Origin of the sequence: uncultured Jatrophihabitans sp., assembly GCF_964252635.1 — a bacterium.
Classification (GTDB): Bacteria; Actinomycetota; Actinomycetes; order Mycobacteriales; family Jatrophihabitantaceae; genus Jatrophihabitans.
Genome location: NZ_CAXUNP010000007.1, coordinates 79,868 through 102,421 on the forward strand (window position 1 = coordinate 79,868; position 22,554 = coordinate 102,421).

The window sequence follows — 22,554 nt, forward strand, 5'->3', positions numbered from 1 at the left end:
TTGACGATCGTGGAACGTCCGTTGGCGCCTCGTCCGGCCATGGTGTTCTCCCTTCGCTGCCTATCGATGCTCCGCCCTACCTCTGACATGAGCAATGCCATCAGGCCGCGGAATCACCGCCGGGTTTTGAGATGTCGACAGCGAACAGAGCGCGCCCGCTGGCATCGGTCACGCGGCGCCACCGCCTTGCCGCCTTCGAGGTGGCCGGCGGCAGGTCGGGCTGGTTGGCGGCGTCGAGGCGGGCGACGTAGCGCTCGAGCTCGGCCCACGAGAGGCGGCAAGCACGCGCGACGTGCACGGGGTGCAGCTCGCCGTCCTTAATCAGCTGGTAGACAGTGGTGCGTCCGATGCCGAGCAGCCGTGCTGCCTGGACGATCGTGAGCAGCATCTGCTCGTCGGTGTAGTCGCCGTCGTGGTTCATCGGTGCGGTCCTCCTCGTGAGATGGGTGGGTTGCCTAGTGCGCGTGCATAGTTCGGTGGGGGAGCCGGGTGCGTGGGCGTCACGGCCGCCGGCTCTTGCGGCGTCCGATGCGTCAGCTCGAACGCCTCGGGGCAGGCGTTGGCGAGCCGGTAGTCCAGCGATCGCCCGGCGTACGTGGCCGGTAGTGGCCGCTCGGCGATCAACTCGGGTAGCCGGGTCTCGACGTCTAAGCCGGCCGCCTCGGCGCGCGTGAACGCCCGGGCCAAGACCGGCCAGTGCGGATCGTCCGCGAGACCAGGCGCGATTCGATCGATCAGCGGCCGCCAACGATCCGTCTCGCCGAGCAGGTGGCCGACGGCAGCCTTGACGTGCGCCTCGAGCTGACGCTGATGGACCGCGTCATCGTGGTCGAGTGCTCCGCACGGACGGAAGTCCAAGACATCGACGTTGTGCGCCGCCCGCCAGACAGTGACCTGCTCGGCAAGCGTTGGTTCATTTTGCCGCAGCGCCGCCGCCCACCGCGTGTCTGGCAGCGAGGCGGTGACAGCGTCGGCACGCTCGAGAACCTGCGTGAACCGGAGCGACAAGTACTCGTCCCAGATGGGATCTCCGGTCATCGGCAGCTTCGGCAGCCAGGGCAGCGGCGCGGCGCCGACCCCTAAGTGCGCGGGCGCCGACTCGACGGTCGATAGGTACCGCTCACAGGCCGTCCGCAGCCGGGCCGAGGGGTCCTCGTCGAGGCGGCGTTGCGTCATCGCCGAGCGCTTGGCGCTCTCCCGAGCCAGGACCCGCTCGAGCAGCTCGATGCTCGTCGACGGGTGAAGGGCCTCGGGGGTGATCGCCGCATGACCATCGGTCGCCGAGCTGACATCGAGGTAGACGTGGTTGCCCAGCCGACCGCGCGACATCGCTACGTACAGCGACTCGCGATCCTCGTCGCCGGTGAGCACGGTGTGGCAGGTGTCGGCGGTGCTGCCCTGCGCGAGGTGGATCGTCGTCGCGTAGCCGAGCTCTACGTAGCGGTGCACGTAGCGCGCCGGCAGGGTGATCGAGTGGTGGGTGTCGGCGTGCGTTACCCGCAGGCCGCCGTCTTCTCGTACGGCATCGACCTGCCACCGGTCGCCGTTCTTCACCCAGTCAGAGGCAGAGATCGGCAGCCGCCGGTCGTTGTGCCGGGTGACGATAGTGTCGCCGGCGCTCGCGGCAGTGCCGTCGTGCAGCCGCACCTGTTGGGCCGACGCCCCCTGCTCGACGAGTCGGTCGGCCTGGGCGCGGACGTTCAGCTCGCGGACGACCCGGTTGGTACGCGCGAGCAGAATCGAATCGCGTCCGGTCTCTCGATCGACCCGCCACGCTGCGTAGGCCTGCTCGACCGTCGACCCGTGGTCGCCGGCATGGACGCGGTTGCGGTCAAGGTAGTAGCCGAGCGCGACGGGGTCGCCAACGCGAAGCGCCAAAGACGCACGTCCTTCGAGCGGATCGGCGAAGCGCACCAGCGTCTCGAGGCTGGCCACACCGGTCGTCTCGGCAATGTCCCGCATCACCCCGCCGGACGCGACGTGCGCCAACTGCTTGGTGTCACCGACGAGCCGGACGCTTGCCCCTCGTTCGAGTGCGAAGGCAATCACGCGATCCAGCCCGGGTGTGCCGGCAGCGCCGGCCTCGTCGACGATCAGCAACGTCGTCTCATCGATCGTGTCGACCCACCCGGGACGAGCGTCGTGGTCGAGCGAGTAGAGGAGCTTGTCGATCGTGTCCGTCGGCCTAGTGATCGCGCGGCGCAGCTTGTCCGCGGCGCTGCCCGTCGGCGCGAGCCCGACCACGTTGCCGCCGTCGTCCGTCCACGCAGCAGCGAGCACACCGAGCGCGGTCGTCTTTCCCGACCCGGCCGGTGCGATGGCGAGCTGGACCCGCCGGCCCGAGGTGGCCAGGTCACGCACGAGCGCGGCCTGCCCATCATTGAGCGGCGTGCCGTTCGCGGCTGCTTCGAGCAGCGCCACGTCGACCGTCGTCCCGTCCAGCGACCGGCCGTCGAGCAGGGAGGCGGCGCGAAGGATGCGTTCCTCCGCGTCGAGCACGGCCGTCGAGGTGAAGAGCTGCGCCCCGGCGACGGCGAACACGCTCGACCCGTCGCGTCGGCGCAGCGTGCCCGGCTCGATAAGCTCATCCGGGTCGCCGAGACGTACAGACAGCTCGGACGACAAGGCTCGAACCAGGGTCGCCTCGACCACAACGTCCAGGTGGGCGAGCGGGACGTTCGCGTACCGGACCCGACGCTCGACCTCAGCCCGGACCACCCCGGCCCGCCAGGTGCTCGCGCTGTCGGCGACCGTCCGGACGACGTCCGCAGCGGTCCACTCGACCCATCGGTCGTCGACGGCCGTCGCGGCCTCGTCTGTCGCCGGCGCCACCTGGGGGCCGGCGGCAGCGAGCATGGCCACCAGCGACTCATCGCCGCCGAGCACAGTCGACGCCTCGGCGCGCCACGCGTTGCGCTGTTCGGCCTCAGAGCGCGGAGCGTGCTTGCCTTGCCGGGTGTCGGTGTTCGCGCGTCCGAACAACCCGGTCTGCTCTGCGAAGTCCGGAGCACGACCGTGGGTGCGACTGAACTCCGCCGCGAGCACCTGCTGCCGAGCAGTGATGTCGGCGCGGCGCTTCGACCAGAACTGCGCGAGCGCCGGGTCGACGCCCACGATCTCGCGCACCGGACGCTTGCCGCTCTCGTCCGGTCGGTCGGCGAACCGCAGACCGAGCCGCGCCGTGAGTCCTGCTTCGAGCCGGGTGTTGTACCGCTCGGACGCCGATACGGCTGCTCTGTGCAGCGGCCGGCCGTCGAGCGCGAGCCACCGTCCGCCGGTCGTCTGGACCTTGTTGGAGATCGCCACGTGCGTGTGCAGGTCGGGGTCGCCTGCGCGGGAGTCGCGGTGCGTGAACGCGACGGCGAGCAGACCCCGCGCGTCGACCTGCTGCACGCCGTTCGCGCCCACCCGGGTGTAGACCGCCTCGCGCTCGAGCCAGTCGACGACGTCGCGGACGGCCGCGTCGTGTGCGGCCGCCACCTCGCGCGCCAGCGCGGGATCGGCAAGCGCCCACAAGGTCGACACACTCTTGACCGGCGAGAACGTCAGGTCGTAGCCGGCGACCGACTGCGCACCGGGTCGCGAGGCACCGATGACGTAGTCGGTGAGCTCCCGCGCATCGGCCGGCTCGCGGCCGTGATCACGGGCGAACCACTCGCGACCCAGCTCGGTCCGCAGCTCGGCTCGTACGTCGTCTTCGATCGCTGCGCCGGGGCGCTGACCGTGGTCGCGGTTGTACTCGACGAGGCGGCGGGCCAGCTCGTGGCGGAACTCGCTGCTCGCGGAACGGACCGCGAACGGCCGGCCGAGCGCCGTCGACGGAGACGGGGCGCCTGCGACGAGCGCCGCCTGCTCGATCACGTCGGCGTTCGGGTGCCGTCCTTGGCCGAACAGCGCCACCATCTGCGCCTCGTGCACGCGGTCACCGACGCGTGGTCCGGCCTCGAGACTGTCGAGCCCGCGACCCAGCCAGACCCCGGGCGACTCGCCGCGCTCGCTGTAGTACTCGCCGAGGTTGGCGTAGCCGGTGTCGGCGGCGTCGTTCGCCGCCACCTGGCGCGTCAGGTAGGTGTAGCCGTTGCCGGCGCTCAGCTTGTGCAACGTCATCATCGCGCCGCGTCCGATCGAGTGGTCGTCATGGCCTGCCTCCGGGAGTGAGATGTGCTCTCTCCCGGGTAGGGCGCTTTCTTCGACCCGGACCGGACCTCCGGTCGCGCAAAAGTTTTGGAATCTCGTTCGGCATGGGGACGACGATCCGCAGACGTGTACAACTATTCGTCACCCCAAGGAACGCTGAGAAGCCCGCCCAGGTCACGTCACCCCAGTAATCCCGGGCGTCACCTGTCTCTCGGGCGTCCGAGACGACGATCTTGAAGCTGGACTTGACGGGCTCTGCAGCGGGGCAGGTGACACGTGTCCAGGCAGGGGTGACACGACCAACCGGAGGGGGTGACACGGTCGATGAGCACAGGTGACAGGACCTGTGGACGGTTGCCGAGCGGCGAATGCGCCGGCCATTCAGCGTGCTGGCGAAGTACATGCTGAGCAGCGTCCGCAGACGTGTAGCGATCAGTGTGAGGTCGGCGAGACCTCACACGTCCCGGCAAGACCTCACAGGTCGTCCTGGCTCAGTCTTTTCGGGTAGTCGGCGGGGTTCGGAGGGTTTCTCGGCCGGGCCGCCGCCACGGGCCGGTAAGGGCAGACCTCACACGTCCTCGTGCCGCCTCACACGTCGACGGTCGGCGCTGTCACGTGGTCGGCATCTTCTTGGCCGGTAGGCGCTCGGCCAGATGCTGCGCGATCTGTTCGCGTTCGGCAGCGTCCAACGGTCCGTCTTCGGCGACGAGCCGCCCGCATCCCTTCGGGCCGCGGACCCGGACGTCCCCGATGTCGATCTTCCCGGAGAACGGGAGCTCACCGTCGACGAAGCACAGCACGGCACTGATCGGCACGTCGGCGAATGGCGAACCGGACAACGCGGTCCGGACGGCGGACAGCTGCCACTCCATTGCCTCGACCATCTTGGTCTGGTCGCGGCCACGGACCATCAGCTGCTCGCGGTAGGGACTGAGGAACCCGCCTGATCGGCGCAGGGCAACCTTGGCGCCCGCGTAGCGCTTGGTGTCGACAACGAAGACGCCGGATGGCCCGATGACGATGTGATCGATGTTGGCCCGACTGCGTGGGACGCAGCGATCATGCAGAGCGATGACGGAGTCGCCCAGCTTGGCGAACCGCTCGCCGACCTTCTGCTCGCCGACGCCGCCCTTGCGCCAGGCCTGGGTCGATTGCGGATCGTCGAAGAGCGCGAGCAGCAGTCCGCCGATCTTCGGGTGCGCCTCGCGAACTCGATCTTCACGCTTCTGGTGACGGCGTTCGAACTCGGCCCGGGCCGACCCGCCGGCCACGCCCAGATCAATCGGCGCTGGCTCAAGGACTGCGACCTCGGGTTGCTCGGTCGCAGAGAGCGGCAGCGCGCCAGCTGCGCATGACAGACACAAGACGACGCGCCTGCTCTTGTCCCACGCCGCACGCTCGCCGGCGGCGAGGGTCTGGCCGCAACTGCACATACCGGGGCGGCGCAGAGCCATGAACTTCAGCGTGGACGGGGCAGGGAGGTCAACGGACACGGGGCGCGCTCCTAGGTCGGCCCCCGCGGCCTAGCTTCACTTTGAGCTCACATGCTGACGCAGTTTGGGAGTCGCCGCAAGAGCAAACTAAGGAGAAAGCGATGGCCAGAACTCGCAACCGGAGATATCGTTTCGATATGGCCTTCGTTGTGAAGCTGAGCCCCGAGGACACCGAGGCGTTGCGGGAGCAGGCCACCCGCGAGCACCGGTCGATGCACGAGGTCGTGGTGCTGGCGATCAAAACGCGGATCGACGGCGACCGCCGTGCCGCCGCCTTGGACGGGCTATTCGACCAGTCCGCAGCTGAAGACGCGGAGCTGCTCGATCGCCTCGCCCAGTAGTGACTCGCTACCTGAGCTTTGAGGACATCTTGCGCCAGGTCGACCGGGTCGGGTTCGTCGTGCGCGACCCGGGGCTGCTCGCGTCAGCCATCGCCCGGCCGGAGACATCAGTCTTCGGGGAGGACGCATACCCCACCATGTGGCTCAAGGCCGCTGCGCTGTGTCAGTCGATCGACAACAACCAAGCGCTGGTGGACGGCAACAAGCGGCTTGCCTGGCTGTCCACGAAGGTGTTCTTGCTGGTCAACGGCCAACGGCTCGAGTCGGCGGCGGACGAGGGGGAGCGGTTCATGCTCGACCTAGTTGTCGGCCATGCTGACCTATCCGCCATCGCCGACTGGCTCCAAGACCACTCCACCGATGCCGAGGCTCCCGATCTCCCCGGCGACTCGGCACCATGATCATCACCGAGCCACGCCTCACACGTGTCACCTCAGTCGACCAACACCCAAGACCAGGCGATCACACCTCTTGCATTGTCGCCGTTTGACCGAATTCTGTCGGTCGCCCTCGGTAAGGTCACCGGGGCGAGCTACCCGGCGGAGGATATGTGCCAGACATCTTTGACAACCTAAAGACCGAATCGTCCATCGGAGCAGCGCTACAGACGGCCCTCGCCAACTTTGACACTTGCGACGTCGCCACCGGCTACTTCGACCTTCGCGGCTGGGCGAGCTTCGCAAACGTCGTCGACGGCAAGATCGTTGGCAAGCAGGCGAGCGACTCCGCCGTTGTGCGGGTGCTCGTTGGGATGGTGATGCCAGCAGACTCGGCCCTCATGCTCGCCGCGCTTCAGGATGCGGTTCAACCTCCGCCCTATGGCTCGGACCTTAACGACATGGGGAAGGCCCTCACCGCGAAGGAGCGGCTCGTCAAGCATCTACGGACTCAGCTCATGCGCGGCTTGCCGTCGCAGGCTGAACAGAGGACGCTTCAGCAGCTCAGGGCGCAACTGGAGTCCGGTGCGGTCGAGATGAAGGTCTTCACGACCGCACCGCTTCATGGCAAGACGTACATCTTTCACGCCCCCGGCAACGTGTTCGCTGAACGTCGTGCCTACGTCGGTTCCTCAAACCTCACCAACGCGGGCTTCTACAAGAACCTCGAGCTGAACATCGACGTCACCGACAAAGACGCCTCGGGCAAGCTCGCGAACTGGTTCACCGATCGGTGGGACGACCCGTTCTCGCTCAAGATTACGTCTGAGATCATCGAGCTGATCGAGCAATCTTGGGCGTCAGACGAACAGCCGACGCCCTACGAGGTCTATCTCAAGGTGTGCCATGCGCTGTCCGAAGACGCTCGGGAGGGGCTCGGCTACGTCCTGCCACGGTCGATCGAGAGCCTGCTTCTCGACTACCAAGAGACTGCCGTGCGCACGCTGGCACGCCGCATCGTGCGCCGCGGCGGCACGATGCTCGGCGACGTCGTCGGCCTTGGCAAGACCCTTACGGCGGTCGCTACAGCGCTGATGCTCGAAGCGGCCGAGGATTACACAACTCTCGTCCTCTGCCCCAAGAATCTGGAGCGTATGTGGGAGGAGCACCTGGAGAGTTTCGGCCTGCTGGGCGCCCGCGTCATCCCATACTCAATGGCTGACAAGAAGCTTCCCGAGCTGAAGCGGTTCCACCTCGTCATCTGCGACGAGTCGCACAACCTTCGCAACAACTCCACCAAGGCGTACGAGGCGATCCAGGACTACGTCCGTCGCAACGGCTCGAAGGTTTTGCTGCTGACCGCGACTCCGTACAACCTTGCGTTCGCCGACGTCGCCAACCAGATCGGCCTCTACATCGACGACGACGAGGATCTCGGTATCCAGCCGACGGCGGCTGTCGCTATCGATCCGACGCTCGTCGATAAGGTCGACGGTAAGATCACCACCCTCGCCGCGTTCCGTCGATCGGAAGAGGCCGATGATTGGAAGCGCCTGATGAGTGACCATCTCGTGCGGCGGACCCGCTCCTTCATCAAGCGGACCGCCAAGACGGAGGTGGTGACACTTCCCGACGGCACGGCCGAATCACGCGAGTACTTGCAGTTCGCCGACGGCCAGCGGTTTCACTTTCCGACGCGCGTTCCCACTCCGCTGAGCCATGAATTTTCAGACGACGACCCGGCGAAGCTGATGGAGGACGACGACACTCTCGATGCCATTCGAGACCTCCGCCTTCCGCGCTACCGACTCGCGGCCTACGACGACCCAAAGACTTCGCACACTGAGAAGGACGCCAAGATCCTTTCCGACATCCGGTCTGGCCGCGGCAACGTCAGCGGCTTCGTCCGCATCGGGCTGTTCAAACGCCTCTCGTCCTCCGGGTACTCCTTCATTCTGAGCCTCCAACGCCAGCGTGCCAGGAACGAGCTGTTCGTTCACGCGATCGACAATGGGCTTGACCTGCCGCTCGGCAGTTTCAGCGACAGCCAGTTCGCGGTCACCGACGAGGATCTCGAAGATGACGAGGAGATGGGCGGTAGTCCGGAGTCTCGATACCGCGAATTGCAGCGCCGGCTGCCCGCTTCGACGAAGTGGCTCGGGACCAAGGTGTTCAAGTCCACTCTCAAGAAGGACCTAGTCCGCGACAATCGGATCATCACTGACCTCCTTGACCGTTTCGGAGCCTGGGATCCGGCGAAGGACTCGAAGGTCAACGCGCTCATTGACATGCTTCGGGACGACCACCCCGGCGAAAAGGTGCTCGTATTTACCGAGTACGCAGACACTGCCGGGTACGTCGCGCGAGCGCTACGAGATGCCGGCATCCAGCACGTTGGGTTGGCCTTTGGCGACTCTGACGACCCAGCTGCTATCGCCCGCCGTTTCTCCCCCGAGAGCAATCGGATGCCGGGGCAAGACGCGCAAACCACCACCGTCACGGACCCGATCGACGTACTCGTCGCTACCGATGTCCTGTCCGAAGGCCAGAACCTGCAGGACTCTCACATCATCGTCAATTACGACCTGCCATGGGCGATCATCCGAATCATCCAGCGCGCCGGCCGTGTCGACCGGGTCGGCCAGAAGTCCGACCGCGTCTTCATCTACCTGATCACGCACGAGAAGGTTGAGCAGGCGATCCGGCTGCGCCAGCGCATCAGGCAAAGGCTCGGCGACAACGCTGCCGCCTTCGGTTCCGACGAGCAGTTCTTTGGTGACGATAAGGAAATCAACCTTCTGGACGACCTCTACAAAGGCACGCTGCCCGCGGAGGAGGAGCTCGTCCAAGACGAAGGCGAGGCCGATGCCGTGAGCGAGGCCTGGCTCGTATGGTCGCAGATCAGGGACGAGAAGCCTGGCCTCGCAGCGAAGATCATCGCGATGCAGGACATGATCCACAGCACCCGGGAGCCTTATGACAACGAGGTCAGGACCGGCGTGGCTACCTACGCCAGCACCTCAACCGGCATCGACGCGTTCGCCGCGTCGTTCGACAACCCGGATGGCGGCGACCCAGTCGAACGCTTGCTGACACCACTCGAAGCACTTCGCCTGTTCCGCGCTCAGCAGACGACACCGACCGCCCCGCTGCGGCTGGATCACTTCGATCGGGAGGCCTCCCTGGTCAAAGGAAAGCTCGGCACCGAGATGGTCGCGGCGGGCGCACTTCGCGGCGTGCGTAAGTGGGCCGTGGAACGGCTTGGCGGCACGATCTACGGTGCCGACGCGAGCGACGCCGTGAGCGCCATGATGGACAGGCCACTCACCGAATACGCCAACATCCGTCTGCGCCATGCCCGCCGGAGCAAGTACTCCGACCAAGACCTTGCAGATCTCGTGAAACAGATCCACGATGACCAGCGCCTTGTCATTGGGTCTACGGACAAGGAAGAAATCAAGATCCTCTGCTCCATCGGAGTCACGGCGCGATGACCGACTCATTGCTTGCCAAGGCGGACGACGAGCGGTTTAGCGACCTATTCCGCTTCGACCTCTTCTGGCACAGTCCCGACCAGCCGCCCATCCTGACGGAGCTCGAAAACGGGCACACAATCACCGCCACGAACGTGTCCTCGTACAAAGGCGTCCGCGTGTGGGAAGTTCCAGCGCTGCCCGGTTCGGCAGTCGAAGCGCAACTCGACCAAGCGATCGCGAAGAGTTCGACGAACCGTCTCGTGATCTTTCACGACGGCGAGAAACAGGTGTGGCGCTGGCCCTCGCGCATCTCGAAGGGTGGCGGCGTCACATCCAGACCCGCCCGGCATGTGCACCACGTCGGCAACCCCGACCCACGATTCTTGGCGAAACTCGACGCGATCAGACTCCCGAACGACAGCCTTGTCGACGTCAATGATCTCCTGTCGCGGGTCCGGGCTGCTTTCGACGTCGAGACCAAGAACGAGACCAAGCGCGCATCGAAGCTCATGGCTCAGATGTACGCCGCGGTGGAGAAGGGCTACCTCGCAGGTTCCAATCGCAAAAAGCGCGATCACGAGATCTCGGTGACGCTCGCGCGGGTGCTGTTTCTGCTCTTCGGCGACGACACCGAGATGTGGAAGGCGCCGAGCGGAGAGCCCGTTCCCGATCTGTTTCAAGACTTTGTCAAGGATCACACGGCGCGAGATGGGTCTGACATCGCGCAGCGGGTCAACGAGTTGTTCGAGGTCCTAGACACCCCCGATGCCAAGCGGGGCGGGCTGGCTGCGGGGTTGGGTGCCTTTCCGTACGTCAACGGCGGAATCTTTCAGGAGCGAATCACCCTCCCAACACTCGACAGCGACTTCCGCGATGCTGTCCTTGCCGCGTCAGCCGTGGACTGGTCAACGATCAGCCCCGCCATCTTTGGCTCAATGTTTCAGTCAGTTCGCGATGCGCAGACGCGGCGCGAACTGGGCGAGCACTACACGTCCGAAGCGAACATCCTGAAGACCCTGAACCCGCTCTTCCTCGATGAGCTCCGCGCCGAGTTCGACCACATCCTCACGCTGCAGAAGGGCCGACGACAAAAGCTCAACGACCTGTGGAAGCGGATCGGCGACATCCGCTACATGGACCCCGCGTGCGGCTGCGGCAATTTCATCATCGTCGCCTATAGAGAGCTGCGTGATCTTGAACTCCGGATCATGGATGCGCTGGCGACGCTGACCGATGGCATGCAAGCCGTGGCGCTGACGGCCGACTGGACGCACACGCTTAAGGTCACCCTCGACCACTTCTACGGCATCGAGATTGATGAGTGGCCGGCGCGCATCGCGGAGACGGCGATGTTCCTCATTGACCGCCAATGCGATCTGAAAATGAAAGAACGCTTCGGGGTTGCGCCGGAGCGCCTACCCATTCAGAGGGCTGCCACAGTCGTAGTCGGAAATGCACTTCAGACGGACTGGCAGCAAGTATGCCAGGCTAGCCAAACAGTCGTGATCGCCGGCAACCCTCCTTTCCTTGGGCACAACACCAGGACAGCCGAGCAGTCGCAAGAACTCCGGAGGCTCTGGAAACGTGACGATATTGGCAGGTTGGATTACGTCACCGGCTGGTACGTGAAGGCAATGCAATATTTTGCAGGGATTGAGGGGCGTTGGGCTCTAGTATCGACAAACTCGATCGTCCAGGGAGAGCCCGTCGCTACCCTTTTCGAAGCAGTGTACTCAAGAGGCTGGAAAATCCGATTTGCTCATCGGACCTTTGCCTGGGAGTCCGAAGCGGCTGGAGCAGCAACGGTTCATTGCGTAATCATTGGGTTTGAGCGGGCCGCTGAAAGCGGTTGCCAGCTGTTTGACTACGAGCGCCCAGACTCCCGACCGAACGAGCTCTCGGCCAGACATATCAATGCGTACCTTTGCGACGGGCCCGACGTGCTCGTAGAACAGCGACGACAGCCGATGGCACCTGATCTCAGGTCCGCTAGTTTCGGTAGCCGACCCAACGACGGTGGCGCTCTTATAGTCACGCCCGAGGAGTACGCCATGATCTCGGAGGACCAGATAGCTGCGCAATATCTGAGGCGTTTCGTTGGCTCGCGAGAGCTGCTACATGGGCAGGAGCGGTGGTGTCTGTGGCTTGTCGATGCTCCGATGGCGCACTTGTCTCAAAGCCCTGTCTTGCGTGAACGTCTGCTCCAATGTCGCCAGCATCGCGCGAGCAGTAAAAGAAAAGCGACGCGCGAATGGGCAGACCGACCGCACCTGTTCGACTTCAACAGTCAACCGTCGACGGCATTCTTGTGCGTTCCCAGCGTCGTCAGCGAGCAACGCGATTACTTTACCGCTAAAAGGTTCGGCCCTGAGGTTGTCGCAAGCAACCTTGCGTACAGCCTGGCAGATGATGATGGCCTGCAGTTCGGGGTGATTTCTTCATCAATGTTCATCACGTGGCAACGAACTATTGGCGGCCGTCTCGAATCTCGTCTGAGATTCACCAACACAATCGTATGGAACAACTTTCCACTACCGCGCTTAGATCGACAACAAAAACGCAAGATCATAGAGGCTACGGCTGGCATCGAGGAGGCTCGCCGCGAAGATCCGCGCTCGCTCGCAGAACAATATGAACCTGGAATGATGCGAGAGGGGCTGCGTGTCGCGCACGAGACGCTGGACAAAGCGGTCGATCGAGTGTTCGGACTTCGCCAAGATAAACCAAGCGAGCAAGAGCGTCAGGCTGCTCTTTTCGAGCAATATACCCGGATGTCAGAGCCGCACTGAGATTGAAGAGTGCCCCGATTCAACGGACAAGACGTTCATTAAAGTAGGGTTGCACAGTCATGCTATCTGCAGGAGACGCCTTTTTCGGGCCATGGGAAGAAGCAGTGGACGACTGGGACACGGCCAGCAGAGCCATCAATAAAATTATCGATAGAGCTACCAATGCGAGAACGATGGCATGGAGAGGTGTTGTCGATGCGACCTACTCGTTACATAGCTCCGCGTATCGCCGTCTTAGAAACAATCTAGGCCAACCTCCTGATGAAGTACAAGTTGTGAATTTCGAGAACGAAGTCATTCGACGCGCAAGGCAGGACTGGCGTTTTGACAACCTATCAGCTCTGGAGATTCTGGCGCATATCCAGCATTACGGCGGCCCTACGCGTTTACTTGACGTAACGTACAACCCATTCGTCGCGCTTTGGTTTTCGGTCGAGCGTAAGTACGATGAAAATGGAGTTCCAAGACCGGATGTTGATGGTCGACTGTTCGCATTCGACGTGAGCCATCGGCAGGTTGACCTAGACGCAATATGGTCCAGTCGGGATCTCCCGTGGAAATCTATCGACGAGGGCGAGTGGCGGCGCTTTTTACCCCGCGTCTGGCGCCCTCCGGGATATAATGAGCGTATCTCGGCGCAGAACTCGGCGTTCCTGTTGGGCGGCGTACCGATGATTCAAGCTGGAGATAACTCTCGCCTGTACCGCAAGAGGCCGGGGCACGCATCAACAATGGGCCTGTGGAGTTCGGCTGAGGTCCGCGAGGCAACGTCGATACCTGTCAGAATGAATTCTCTTACGCGTCGCGCACGGGTAGACGCGACTCCGACGTACACATTGCGCGTCGCTGCGAGCGCTAAGCCCGAGCTGCGGTTTTTGCTCGAGAAACGTTTCGGTTACAACCAGTCAACCCTCTATCCGGATCTTTTTGGTTTGGCAGGCAACGTCGCGCATGGAATCGAGATCGCGTGATCGACGTGAACAGCGCACGCTCAGGGATGACATAACCGCGCAGCAGCTGGCGGCCGTCGCCATCTGTGTCTCGTACCAGTAGGTCCAAGCGGTCGATGCATGCATCGCGCATTTCCGAGTTGACTGCTCTTAGCGTCGACGACGACGGGCTCGTCTTCGACCTAAGTGAGATCCGTGCCTACGTCATCCGCGAGGATGACGGATACCCCGGTGTGCGGGTTCGGCTCGTCGCCAAACTCGGCAGCGCGCGCATCACGATCGGTATCGATGTCAATTTCGGCGATCCGATCTTCCCGGCATCAACCCAGATCGAGCTCCCACGGCTGATCGAGATCGGGCAGCTGCCAGTGCGGCTTCTCGGTTACCCGCTGCCGATGGTCGTTGCCGAGAAGACGGTGACCGCCCTGCAGCGCGGCGAGGCGAACACTCGCTGGCGAGACTTCGCGGACATCCTGACGATTACTCGTACTCACGACCTCGCCGCCGACGACGTGCGCGCCGCGTTCGAGGCCGTGGCGACCTGTCGGGAAGTTACCTTCCGACCTCTCTCTCTTGCCGGGTTTGGCTCAAATGCCTGAAGCGGCTCAAGCAAAATGGTTGATCTGGCGCCGGCGGCAGTCGCAGGCCGCCGACCTTCCACAGCAGTTCGGGGAGGTGCTGCATGCCGTCGCAGCCTTCGTTGATCCCGTGCTGAGTGCTAACGCACCGATCACGACGTCTTGCTGGTACGTCGCCGAGCACGCCTGGGTGACGGAGACCCGCGAAAGCACTTGATCATGACTTCGCCTGGATACGAGCGTTGCGCTGCAGCCGGCGTTCTACCAAGCTGCAGCATGATGCGGGAAGGCGAGGGATCGAGCTGTGGCTGACCAATCAAACAACAGCGGGCTGCGCGAAATGACGCCCGTCAACTCTGCTGCAGTGTTGCTGACGGGCACTCACCTGCAGCGGGTCGCCGAGGTCTGCAAGGATCTCACGGACGACAAGGTGGTGGCCGCAGCATGGAGCTGCGAGGCAGGTCGCAATGACTAAGCGCAGATTCGTTCGAAATGCTGCCGAGCCAAGATCATCGGGTAGCCATCTTGGTAGCCATTTGGGAAATTCGCCGTTGTTCCTGAGAGTTCGATGAAGTTCGCGACGTAGTCAGATCCCATACGCAGCAGGGTTTCCGCACTTTTGTGAACGTTCGAGAACAATCAAACGGGGGGCTGGCAGTGTGGGGGTCACGGCGCCCACCTCGTGGTGGAGCCGTGGCCACAGAGTCATAGGACGCGACGGTGACAGTCACTTCGCCGGCCGACCGACCTGGCTTGGACTGCGGATAAGGTCAAGCGGTGGCTGGCGCGCGAGGGATAGACGCGAACGCCCTGGCCAAAGCGCTGCGCATCTTCGCCGGAGTGAGGTGGCCAGTAGCCGTCGACGACGTGCCAGACCTCGTCGCTTCGCTGGGCTGGACGATCGTCCCCGGAACGGGTGGCCGGTCGCTGCAGGCGCAGACCGGCCGGACGTCGCACCGGACGCCGGCCGAGTTAACCAGCGACAAGCTCGGGCTCGCCACCGTGTCGTTCGACATCACCGACGATGTTCCGGACGCCTCGACCTGGGGCGGTCGGCTGCTGCGCGAGTCCTTCACCGACGCCGCTGCCATCGTGGCAACCGAGCTCGGCGCGCCGTCCGGGCGGTTCGGCGGGTCCACCCCTCAGGCCTGGTGGGACCTGCCCGGCGGCAGCCGGGTGGAGGTCGGTGTCGGTGCAACGGCAGTTACCGTGGGCGTGTACAGCGCCGAGTACGCCGAAGAGATCCGCACGCTGGCCGCCCCCGACCCGTCCGGGAGCAGCGGCTGAACGAGGCGTCGCGGCCGGACAGCTACGCAGGACGAGCAACGGCGGCGCAGATCGCGCCCATCCGGCTTCGTTCGGTGTCGTAGATGTGCGCCGACTTGACCGTGAACGCCAGCGAGCCGACGGCCTTGCCGAGAGCGTCGGCAACGTGGTGCTGCAAGGCGGCGAGTTCGACGAGGTTGGCGTAGCCCTTCGTGCCGAAGTCGATGCCGTGGGCGTAGACGCCGAGGTGAAGCGCGTCCTCGGCCAGCCAGAAGTCGAGCAGGCTGACGCACGGGATGTAGGTGGTGTCGGTCAGCGGCTGGAGCGTGGTGATGGTCGCGTTGCGGGTGGCCGGGTCGTTCCGGATGTGGTCGATGACCCAGTCGATCTGGTTCCTGCCGCTGCGGGCGTAGTCGTAGAGGCGCGTGGCGTAGCTGTCGGCGTGGTCGAGTTCGGCGACGCGGCTGGCGTCAGTGAAGTTGGCGTGCATCCAGGCGAGGCGTTCGGGGTCGGCATAGCGGTCGATGATCGGGTCGGTGACCGCGGGAGCGTCGACGTCGAGGGTGGCACGCAGGACCTCGGTCAGCGGCACCCCGTCCCAGCTGCCCGGCGTTCCGTGGTCGAGGATGTGGCCGGCGACCGCCAGCCACGCCGTGCCGATGGTGGGCCGGGCGATCCACGCGGGGGAGGCCGGTTTGGTGTCGGGCTCGGTCGTGGTCATGGGTGCGATCCTTTCGCGAGGGCCGTGCTCCGGGCTCGGTCGGGCTTGATGCCTATGGCGTCGCTACGACACACCGACCGCGGCGCCGACCGCGCTCGCGACCGCGGTCGGCACGGCCGGGTCGAAGACCGACGGCACGATGTAGGCGGCGTTCAGCTCGCCGTCCGAGACGCACCCGGCCAGCGCCTCGGCCGCGGACAGCAGCATCGGAACGGTGACCTGGCGGGCGCGGGCGTCCAACAGACCGCGGAACACCCCGGGGAAGGCCAGCACGTTGTTGATCTGGTTCGGGTAGTCGCTGCGCCCGGTGGCCAGCACCGCAGCCCGGTGCTGGGCCGCGTCGATGTCGACCTCGGGGTCGGGGTTGGCCAGCGCGAACACGACCGGGTCGGCCGCCATCTCCTCGATCCACGCGGCGTCGAGCACCCCGGGTCCGCTGACGCCGATGAACACGTCCGCGCCCTGGAGCGCGTCGCGCAGGGTGCCCACCACGCAGGACGGGTTGGTGCGCTCGGCCAGGCTGCGTTTCGCGGCGTTGAGGGACGCGTCCTGCGGCGACAGGATGCCCTCGCGGTCCCACACCAGGACGTGGCCCACCCCGGCGGCAATCAACAGCGTGACGATGGCCGTGCCCGCTGCACCGCCGCCGGCGACCACGACGCGCGCATCGGCCAACGTCTTGCCGACGCACCGCAGCGCGTTGGTGAGGGCTGCGGTGACCACGATCGCCGTCCCGTGCTGATCGTCGTGGAAGACCGGGATGTCGAGCAGGTCGCGCAGGCGGCGCTCGATCTCGAAGCACCTCGGGGCCGAGATGTCCTCCAGGTTGATGCCGCCGAAACCGGGCGCGATGGCCTTGACCACCTGCACGATCTCGTCGGTGTCCTGGGTGTCCAGGCAGATCGGCCACGCGTCGATGTCGGCGAAGCGTTTGAACAGGGCGGCCTTGCCCTCCATCACCGGCAGGGCGGCGCCCGGCCCGATGTTGCCGAGACCGAGCACCGCAGACCCGTCGGTGACGACCGCGACCGAGTTGCCCTTGACGGTCAGCTTGGCCACGTCCTCGGGGTGCGCGGCCAGGGCGATGGACACCCGGCCGACACCCGGCGTGTACGCCATCGACAGGTCGTCACGTGTCTTGAGCGGCACCGTCGAGGTCACCGCGATCTTGCCCCCCAGGTGCAGCAGGAAGGTACGGTCGCTGACCCGGTGCACCTCGACACCCGGCACCGCGCGCATCGCGGAGACGATCTCGCCCGAATGATCGGCGTTCGTCGCCGAGCAGGTGACGTCGACGGTGACGCGGTCGGGGCGCGAGTCGCTGACGTCGATGGCGGTGAGCAGCCCCCCGGCCGAACCGACCGCGGTGGCGAGCTCACCGACCACCGACGCGCTGGGCTCGGCGTAGATGCGGACGGTGATGCTGTACGAGGCACCGGTCGGAAGTGGTCGACGATCAGCCATGTCCAGCATCCTGCTCCAGGGTCGGACGGGCCCGTCGGGCGGCGGACCACCGCCGGGATTGCCGGACCGCGGACGTCACCCATGGCGTCGACCCGGCGGCTACGCCCCGGATCGCACGCTTGTCGGTGTCGACCGCCATGTTGAGCATCGAGAAGAGCAGCGGTGCGCCGGCGAAGGTCAGGCCGGTCACCAGGCGCAGACCGATCCAGCCCGTGCGCCTTCGGCGTCAGGTCGGGCGTGGTGCGCGGGGGAGCACCAGGAGCTCGTCGAGCCGGCGCCGCACGATGTCGCCGGCCGACAACCGCTGCAGCGGCGCGAGCAGCTCGTCCACCTCGTCCTCGAGGCTGGCGGCGGTGAAGGTGCCGTACCCCGCAGCCTCCAGGTAACCGACCAGCGCCTGGACGACGTCGTCGCGGGTGAGCGGCAGGTCGCGCACCATGGCCGTCGTCGTCGCGCGGTGGGAGCTGAGGCCCGAGAAGGCGCGGCCGCACCCGCACCCGCCGTCGGGGTCGCGCAGGTCGCGGTCGCACACCAGGCCGAGCCAGACCAGCTCGCCCTCCGTCGTCCAGGTGAAATCGTTGTCCTGGTCGCCCTGACCAGTCGCTGTCGCGGTGAGAATCAACATGGGCCGAGTGTGGCGCGCCCCTCTGACAATGTTGTGCGGGTGGCGGACTGTGGATGTTGCCCTCGAACTGCCGTCGGCGCCGCAGCGGCGACCACCGAGGTTCGCGGCGGATACATCACCGGGTACGCCGACGCGCGCACGCTCGCCCTCGCCCACCTCGCCGTCCAGCACCTGTCCCGATCGAAAGGCTGAGCATGACCACCGAGCTAGACCGCATCGCCTACACCGCCACCGTCACGGCCACCGGCGGACGGGCGGGCCACGCCACGTCCGACGACGGGTTCATCGACCTCGACCTCCGCCCGCCGAAGGAGATGGGCGGCCCGGGAGGCGCCACCAACCCCGAGCAACTGTTCGCCGCCGGGTACGCCGCGTGCTTCCAGGGTGCGCTCGGCGCGGCCGGGCGGCGGGCCAAGATCGACACGTCCGCGTCACTGGTGACCGCGTCCGTGAGCATCGGCCCGGTCGGGGACGCGTTCGGGCTCGCCGTCACCCTCGACGTGCAGATCCCCGGGGTGGACGAGCAACAGTGCCAGGCGCTGGCCGACGACGCCCACCGGATCTGCCCGTACTCGAACGCCACCCGGGGGAACATCGTGGTCGACGTGCGGGCCCGGCCTGCCGAGTGACGGTCCGCGAAGGGGGAGCGATGACCCGACCGTGGCTCGGGCTCTACGACGAGCGCCAACCTGCCGACATCGAGGCCGAGTACCCGAACCTGCGCGCCATGTGGGCGGCGTCGGTCGCCCGCGCTCCGGGTCAACCGGCCATCCGGTACTTCGACGGCACCATCACGGTGTCCGACCTCGACGACCTCAGCGACGCGCTCGCCGCCGGATTGCAGGACGGCGGCTTCGTGCCGGGTGACCGGGCCGTGCTCTTCCTGCAGAACAATCCGGCCTTCGTCATCGGCATGCTGGCCGTGTGGAAAGCGGGCGGCATCGCGGTCGCGGCCAACCCGATGTACAAGGCGCGCGAACTCGGTCACGTCGTCCGCGACAGCGGGGCCACGGTCATGCTCTGCCTGGACGAGCTGTACCCGGTGGCGGCCGAGGCCGCGGCCGGCACCGCGTTGCGCACGGTGGTGACGTGCTCGCCGCTGGACTTCCAGACCCGCGACGACGAGCGCCTGTTCCCCTCCGGCCCGCGGCCCGTCGCCGACGGCGTCGCTGAGCTGTCGGCGTTGCTCGAGCGGCACTCCGGCGCGCGGCCGGCGCCGACCCCGGAGCCCGGCCCGGACGACGTCTGCTTCCTCGTCTACACCTCCGGCACCACCGGCGACCCCAAGGGTGCCGAGCTCACGCACGGCAACTTCGTCTTCAACGCGCGCAGCTTCCGCGAGTGGATGGACCTGCACCCGGACGAGCCGATCCTGGCCGTCGCGCCGCTGTTCCACATCACCGGCCTGGTCGGCCACGGGATCCTGTCCCTGCTGCTGCCCGCGCCACTGGTGCTCGGCCACCGCTTCCACCCCGAGGTGATGCTCGACCTCGTGCGTGAGCACCGCCCGGTGTTCACGGTGGGTGCCATCACCGCGCTCACCGCGTTGATGGGCGCCCCCGGCCGCACCCGCGAGGACTTCGCCTCCCTGACGAAGCTGTACAGCGGCGGCGCGCCCATCGCACCGTCGGTGGCCGACGCCGTCGAACGCGAGTTGGGCCAGTACGTCCACAACGCCTACGGGCTGACCGAGACCTCCTCCATCACCCACATCGTCCCGCCGTCACGGCGCGCGCCGGTCGACCCGGCCTCCGGAGCGTTGTCCATCGGGGTGCCGATCGCCTCGACGTTCGTGCGCATCGTCGGCGACGACGGTGCCGAGCTCCCTCCCGGGGAGATCGGCGAGGTCGAGATCTCGGGGCCGCAGGTCGCCCGTGGGTACTGGGGTCGCGCGGACGCCACGGCCCACGCCTTCCCGGGCGGCGCCCTGCGCACCGGTGACGTTGGGTTCCGCGACGACGACGGTTGGTTCTACCTCGTCGACCGCAAGAAGGACATGATCATCGCCGCGGGTTACAAGGTGTGGCCGCGCGAGGTCGAGGACGTGCTGTATGCCCATCCCGCGGTGCGCGAGGCCGCCGTGATCGGCGTGCCCGATCCCTACCGCGGCGAGACCGTGCATGCCTTCGTGTCACTGCAGCCCGACGCGTCCGTCACCGAGGCCGAGCTGATCGACCACTGCAAGGGCGAGCTGGCCGCCTACAAGTACCCGCGTGCAGTGTTCTTCGTCGACGAACTGCCCAAGACCGCCAGCGGCAAGATCCTGCGCCGCGAGTTGCGCGACTGACCGCCGGTTCGCGTCGGCACGGCGACGCATCGTCCGCAAAGTGGGTCGAGCAGCTGAGCCGGCTGGCGGCGGGCACCATGAGCGTATGCGTGAACGATCTCCGTCGGGCCGCGACGAGCGGCGCGACATCGTTCTGCTGGCCGTCGACAAGTTCAAGGGCTGCCTGACCGCCGACGAGGTGGCTGCCGCTATCGGCCGCGGGATGCGGGCCGCGATGCCGGCACTGGACGTGCGGACGGTGCCGGTCGCCGACGGCGGCGAGGGAACGGTCGACGTGGCGCTCGCCGCCGGCTTCGATGCGCGGCTCGCACACGTCAGCGGCCCGCACGGTGAGCCGGCCGAGGCCCGCTGGGCCCAGCGCGGTACGCGAGCCGTGCTGGAGCTGGCGGCGGCGTCCGGCCTGCACCTGGTGTCGGGCGAGCACCAGGCGGAACGGGCCAGCACGTTCGGCACCGGGCTGCTCGTCGCCGCGGCGCTGGACGCCGGCTGCACCGAGGTGATCGTCGGCCTCGGCGGCAGCGCCACCACCGACGGCGGCGCCGGGCTGCTGCAGGCCCTCGGCGCTCGGCTCACGACGCACGAGGGCCGGGTCGCGGACCCGGGCGTCGCGGTCTCGGACGTCGTCGCGGTGGACCTCGACGGCCTGCGACCCGACCTGGCCGGCTGCGACCTCCGTGTCGTGTGCGACGTCGACAACCCGCTCACCGGACCGGACGGAGCGGCCGCCGTGTTCGGGCCGCAGAAGGGCCTGACGCCCGCCGACGTCCGGCGCGTCGACCTCGCGCTGGCCCGCTGGGCCGACCTGCTGGACGACGCCACCGGGACCCGGCACCGAGACACCCCGGGGGCTGGGTCCGCGGGCGGTGCCGGGTTCGCCTGCGTGGCTGCGCTGGCCGCCGACGTCATCCGCGGCGTCGAACTGGTCGCCACCTTGTACGACCTGCACGGCATGCTGCCGGAGGTGGACCTGGTCGTCACCGGCGAGGGTTCGCTCGACCGGCAGACCTTGCGGGGCAAGGCGCCGGTGGGCATCGCCCGCCTGGCGCAGCGGGCCGGAACGCCGGTCGTCGCGGTATGCGGCCGGTCGCTGCTCTCGCCCGACGAGTGGCGGCCCGCCGGGTTCGCGGCCGTGCACACCGTCAGCGAGCTGGCGCGCTCCGAGCAGGACAGCCTGGACCAGGCGGCGGAGCTGTTGACCGTCGTCGGTCGGCGGGTCGTCGATCAGGACCTGGCCGCCCTGCGCACGGATCGCTGAGTCCGGGTACGCCGCATGCGTGAGCGCTTCCTCGGACATCCGCAGCCTGCTGGACGAGCACGGCTCGACCTTCGCCGAGGAAGCCGGCATCACGCTCAAGGACACACCTGCACCGTTGTTCCGGCTGCTGGTGCTCACCTCGTTGCTGTCGGCCAACCTCGACCCGCGACTCGGGTTGCGGACGGCGCGGGCGCTGGGCGACGCCGGGCTGACGACGGCGGCAAAGCTGCGCGACGCCGGCCAGGACACCCGGTGGCAGTTGCTGACGGACAGCAAGTATCTGCGCACCCAGCAGACGGCCCGCCAGCTCGGACAGCTCGCCGAGGAGGCCCAGGACCGCTACGGCGGCGACCTCCGCCGGCTGCGTGACGGCAGTGACGACGTCACCGCGATCCGCGACGCGATCCAGGCGTTCACCTGCATCGGGCCGCTGGGTGTCGACATCTTCTGCCGTGAGGTCCAGGCCGTGTGGCCGGGCCTGCGTCCGTTCGCCGACCGGCGGGTGCTCGAACTCGCCCGCAAGCGCGGGCTGCCCGCGGACGTCACGAAGCTGGCCCGGGCTGCAGGTACCGACGACCTGTCGAGGGTCGGCGCGGCGCTGCTGTTCGCCGACATGGCCGACCGGCGCGCGTGATCACCATCCGACGGAATCCGCTCCTTCGCAAGAATCAACCGGATCACCAGGCGTGGGCAGAGTGGGACACATCGACCTGAACTGGGTATAGCGAGCTCACACCGAATTCACGCGGGGGATGGCGTCGGTGATCGGCCCGCCGCACCCACCGGTGCCCTTTC

18 protein-coding genes are annotated in these 22,554 nt (G+C 66.5%); 12 read left to right on the forward strand and 6 right to left on the reverse strand.

Annotated elements, in window-relative coordinates:
• Positions 1-100: 100 nt before the first annotated feature.
• The 3 genes from ACFFCA_RS05070 to ACFFCA_RS05080 all read right to left on the reverse strand — a co-directional run bounded on the left by ACFFCA_RS05070 (position 101) and on the right by ACFFCA_RS05080 (position 5,591).
• Complete coding sequence (locus tag ACFFCA_RS05070; protein WP_375482438.1) at positions 101-421, reverse strand: helix-turn-helix domain-containing protein; 321 nt, start codon at positions 419-421, stop codon at positions 101-103.
• The gene (mobF, locus tag ACFFCA_RS05075; protein ID WP_375482440.1) at positions 418-4,110 is read right to left on the reverse strand and encodes a MobF family relaxase; all 3,693 of its coding nucleotides are present in this window, start codon (positions 4,108-4,110) and stop codon (positions 418-420) included. The genes ACFFCA_RS05070 and mobF overlap by 4 nt, the downstream gene beginning before the upstream one ends.
• 638 nt (positions 4,111-4,748) lie before the next feature.
• On the reverse strand, positions 4,749-5,591 hold the full coding sequence (locus ACFFCA_RS05080; protein ID WP_375482442.1) for a nuclease-related domain-containing protein: 843 nt from the start codon (positions 5,589-5,591) through the stop codon (positions 4,749-4,751).
• A gap of 140 nt (positions 5,592-5,731) precedes the next feature.
• On the opposite strand from ACFFCA_RS05080, the gene ACFFCA_RS05085 reads away from it, so the two are divergent.
• The 8 genes from ACFFCA_RS05085 to ACFFCA_RS05120 all read left to right on the forward strand — a co-directional run bounded on the left by ACFFCA_RS05085 (position 5,732) and on the right by ACFFCA_RS05120 (position 15,428).
• On the forward strand, positions 5,732-5,971 hold the full coding sequence (locus ACFFCA_RS05085; RefSeq protein ID WP_375482444.1) for a hypothetical protein: 240 nt from the start codon (positions 5,732-5,734) through the stop codon (positions 5,969-5,971).
• The gene (locus tag ACFFCA_RS05090; RefSeq protein ID WP_375482446.1) at positions 5,971-6,372 is read left to right on the forward strand and encodes a type II toxin-antitoxin system death-on-curing family toxin; all 402 of its coding nucleotides are present in this window, start codon (positions 5,971-5,973) and stop codon (positions 6,370-6,372) included. Before ACFFCA_RS05085 ends, ACFFCA_RS05090 begins: the two co-directional genes overlap by 1 nt.
• Before the next feature lie 149 nt (positions 6,373-6,521).
• Positions 6,522-9,842 (forward strand): helicase-related protein, encoded by a 3,321-nt coding sequence (locus tag ACFFCA_RS05095; RefSeq protein WP_375482448.1) that lies wholly within the window; start codon positions 6,522-6,524, stop codon positions 9,840-9,842.
• Positions 9,839-12,613 carry a class I SAM-dependent DNA methyltransferase gene (locus tag ACFFCA_RS05100; RefSeq protein ID WP_375482450.1) on the forward strand — a complete coding sequence of 925 codons (2,775 nt, stop codon included), beginning with the start codon at positions 9,839-9,841 and terminating at the stop codon, positions 12,611-12,613. Before ACFFCA_RS05095 ends, ACFFCA_RS05100 begins: the two co-directional genes overlap by 4 nt.
• A gap of 104 nt (positions 12,614-12,717) precedes the next feature.
• Positions 12,718-13,584 (forward strand): FRG domain-containing protein, encoded by an 867-nt coding sequence (locus ACFFCA_RS05105; RefSeq protein ID WP_375482452.1) that lies wholly within the window; start codon positions 12,718-12,720, stop codon positions 13,582-13,584.
• A 95-nt stretch (positions 13,585-13,679) separates the two neighbouring features.
• Positions 13,680-14,162: a nucleotidyl transferase AbiEii/AbiGii toxin family protein gene (locus ACFFCA_RS05110; RefSeq protein WP_375482454.1), complete on the forward strand. Its 483-nt coding sequence runs from the start codon at positions 13,680-13,682 to the stop codon at positions 14,160-14,162.
• A gap of 283 nt (positions 14,163-14,445) precedes the next feature.
• The gene (locus ACFFCA_RS05115; protein ID WP_375482456.1) at positions 14,446-14,616 is read left to right on the forward strand and encodes a hypothetical protein; all 171 of its coding nucleotides are present in this window, start codon (positions 14,446-14,448) and stop codon (positions 14,614-14,616) included.
• A 302-nt stretch (positions 14,617-14,918) separates the two neighbouring features.
• A complete protein-coding gene (locus ACFFCA_RS05120; RefSeq protein ID WP_375482458.1) occupies positions 14,919-15,428 on the forward strand; it encodes a DUF6301 family protein in 510 nt (169 codons plus the stop codon).
• 22 nt (positions 15,429-15,450) lie between these two features.
• On the opposite strand, the gene ACFFCA_RS05125 is transcribed toward ACFFCA_RS05120, so the two are convergent.
• From ACFFCA_RS05125 to ACFFCA_RS05135, 3 genes are all read right to left on the reverse strand, one after another.
• The gene (locus ACFFCA_RS05125; RefSeq protein WP_375482460.1) at positions 15,451-16,128 is read right to left on the reverse strand and encodes a thymidylate synthase; all 678 of its coding nucleotides are present in this window, start codon (positions 16,126-16,128) and stop codon (positions 15,451-15,453) included.
• Positions 16,129-16,191: 63 nt separating this feature from the next.
• Positions 16,192-17,592, reverse strand: a complete 1,401-nt coding sequence (locus ACFFCA_RS05130; RefSeq protein ID WP_375482462.1) for an NAD-dependent malic enzyme — start codon at positions 17,590-17,592, stop codon at positions 16,192-16,194.
• A 226-nt stretch (positions 17,593-17,818) separates the two neighbouring features.
• Positions 17,819-18,217, reverse strand: coding sequence for a hypothetical protein (locus tag ACFFCA_RS05135; protein WP_375482464.1), 399 nt, complete (start codon positions 18,215-18,217; stop codon positions 17,819-17,821).
• 194 nt (positions 18,218-18,411) lie between these two features.
• On the opposite strand from ACFFCA_RS05135, the gene ACFFCA_RS05140 reads away from it, so the two are divergent.
• The 4 genes from ACFFCA_RS05140 to ACFFCA_RS05155 all read left to right on the forward strand — a co-directional run bounded on the left by ACFFCA_RS05140 (position 18,412) and on the right by ACFFCA_RS05155 (position 22,393).
• Positions 18,412-18,846, forward strand: a complete 435-nt coding sequence (locus ACFFCA_RS05140; protein ID WP_375482466.1) for an organic hydroperoxide resistance protein — start codon at positions 18,412-18,414, stop codon at positions 18,844-18,846.
• Between the two features lie 20 nt (positions 18,847-18,866).
• On the forward strand, positions 18,867-20,504 hold the full coding sequence (locus ACFFCA_RS05145; RefSeq protein WP_375482468.1) for an AMP-binding protein: 1,638 nt from the start codon (positions 18,867-18,869) through the stop codon (positions 20,502-20,504).
• A gap of 85 nt (positions 20,505-20,589) precedes the next feature.
• A complete protein-coding gene (locus tag ACFFCA_RS05150) occupies positions 20,590-21,759 on the forward strand; it encodes a glycerate kinase (RefSeq protein WP_375482470.1) in 1,170 nt (389 codons plus the stop codon).
• 19 nt (positions 21,760-21,778) lie between these two features.
• Positions 21,779-22,393: an endonuclease gene (locus ACFFCA_RS05155; protein WP_375482472.1), complete on the forward strand. Its 615-nt coding sequence runs from the start codon at positions 21,779-21,781 to the stop codon at positions 22,391-22,393.
• The last annotated feature ends 161 nt before the right edge of the window (positions 22,394-22,554 follow it).

Excerpts from the sequence above, each read along its gene's own strand:
- ACFFCA_RS05100 (WP_375482450.1), top strand. The coding sequence starts at position 9,839 with ATGACCGACTCATTGCTTGCCAAGGCGGACGACGAGCGGTTTAGCGAC.
- ACFFCA_RS05125 (WP_375482460.1), bottom strand. The coding sequence starts at position 16,128 with ATGACCACGACCGAGCCCGACACCAAACCGGCCTCCCCCGCGTGGATC.
- ACFFCA_RS05070 (WP_375482438.1), bottom strand. The coding sequence starts at position 421 with ATGAACCACGACGGCGACTACACCGACGAGCAGATGCTGCTCACGATC.
- ACFFCA_RS05110 (WP_375482454.1), top strand. The coding sequence starts at position 13,680 with ATGCATGCATCGCGCATTTCCGAGTTGACTGCTCTTAGCGTCGACGAC.
- ACFFCA_RS05145 (WP_375482468.1), top strand. The coding sequence starts at position 18,867 with ATGACCCGACCGTGGCTCGGGCTCTACGACGAGCGCCAACCTGCCGAC.
- ACFFCA_RS05150 (WP_375482470.1), top strand. The coding sequence starts at position 20,590 with ATGCGTGAACGATCTCCGTCGGGCCGCGACGAGCGGCGCGACATCGTT.
- mobF (WP_375482440.1), bottom strand. The coding sequence starts at position 4,110 with ATGATGACGTTGCACAAGCTGAGCGCCGGCAACGGCTACACCTACCTG.
- ACFFCA_RS05130 (WP_375482462.1), bottom strand. The coding sequence starts at position 17,592 with ATGGCTGATCGTCGACCACTTCCGACCGGTGCCTCGTACAGCATCACC.
- ACFFCA_RS05135 (WP_375482464.1), bottom strand. The coding sequence starts at position 18,217 with ATGTTGATTCTCACCGCGACAGCGACTGGTCAGGGCGACCAGGACAAC.
- ACFFCA_RS05085 (WP_375482444.1), top strand. The coding sequence starts at position 5,732 with ATGGCCAGAACTCGCAACCGGAGATATCGTTTCGATATGGCCTTCGTT.
- ACFFCA_RS05140 (WP_375482466.1), top strand. The coding sequence starts at position 18,412 with ATGACCACCGAGCTAGACCGCATCGCCTACACCGCCACCGTCACGGCC.
- ACFFCA_RS05080 (WP_375482442.1), bottom strand. The coding sequence starts at position 5,591 with ATGGCTCTGCGCCGCCCCGGTATGTGCAGTTGCGGCCAGACCCTCGCC.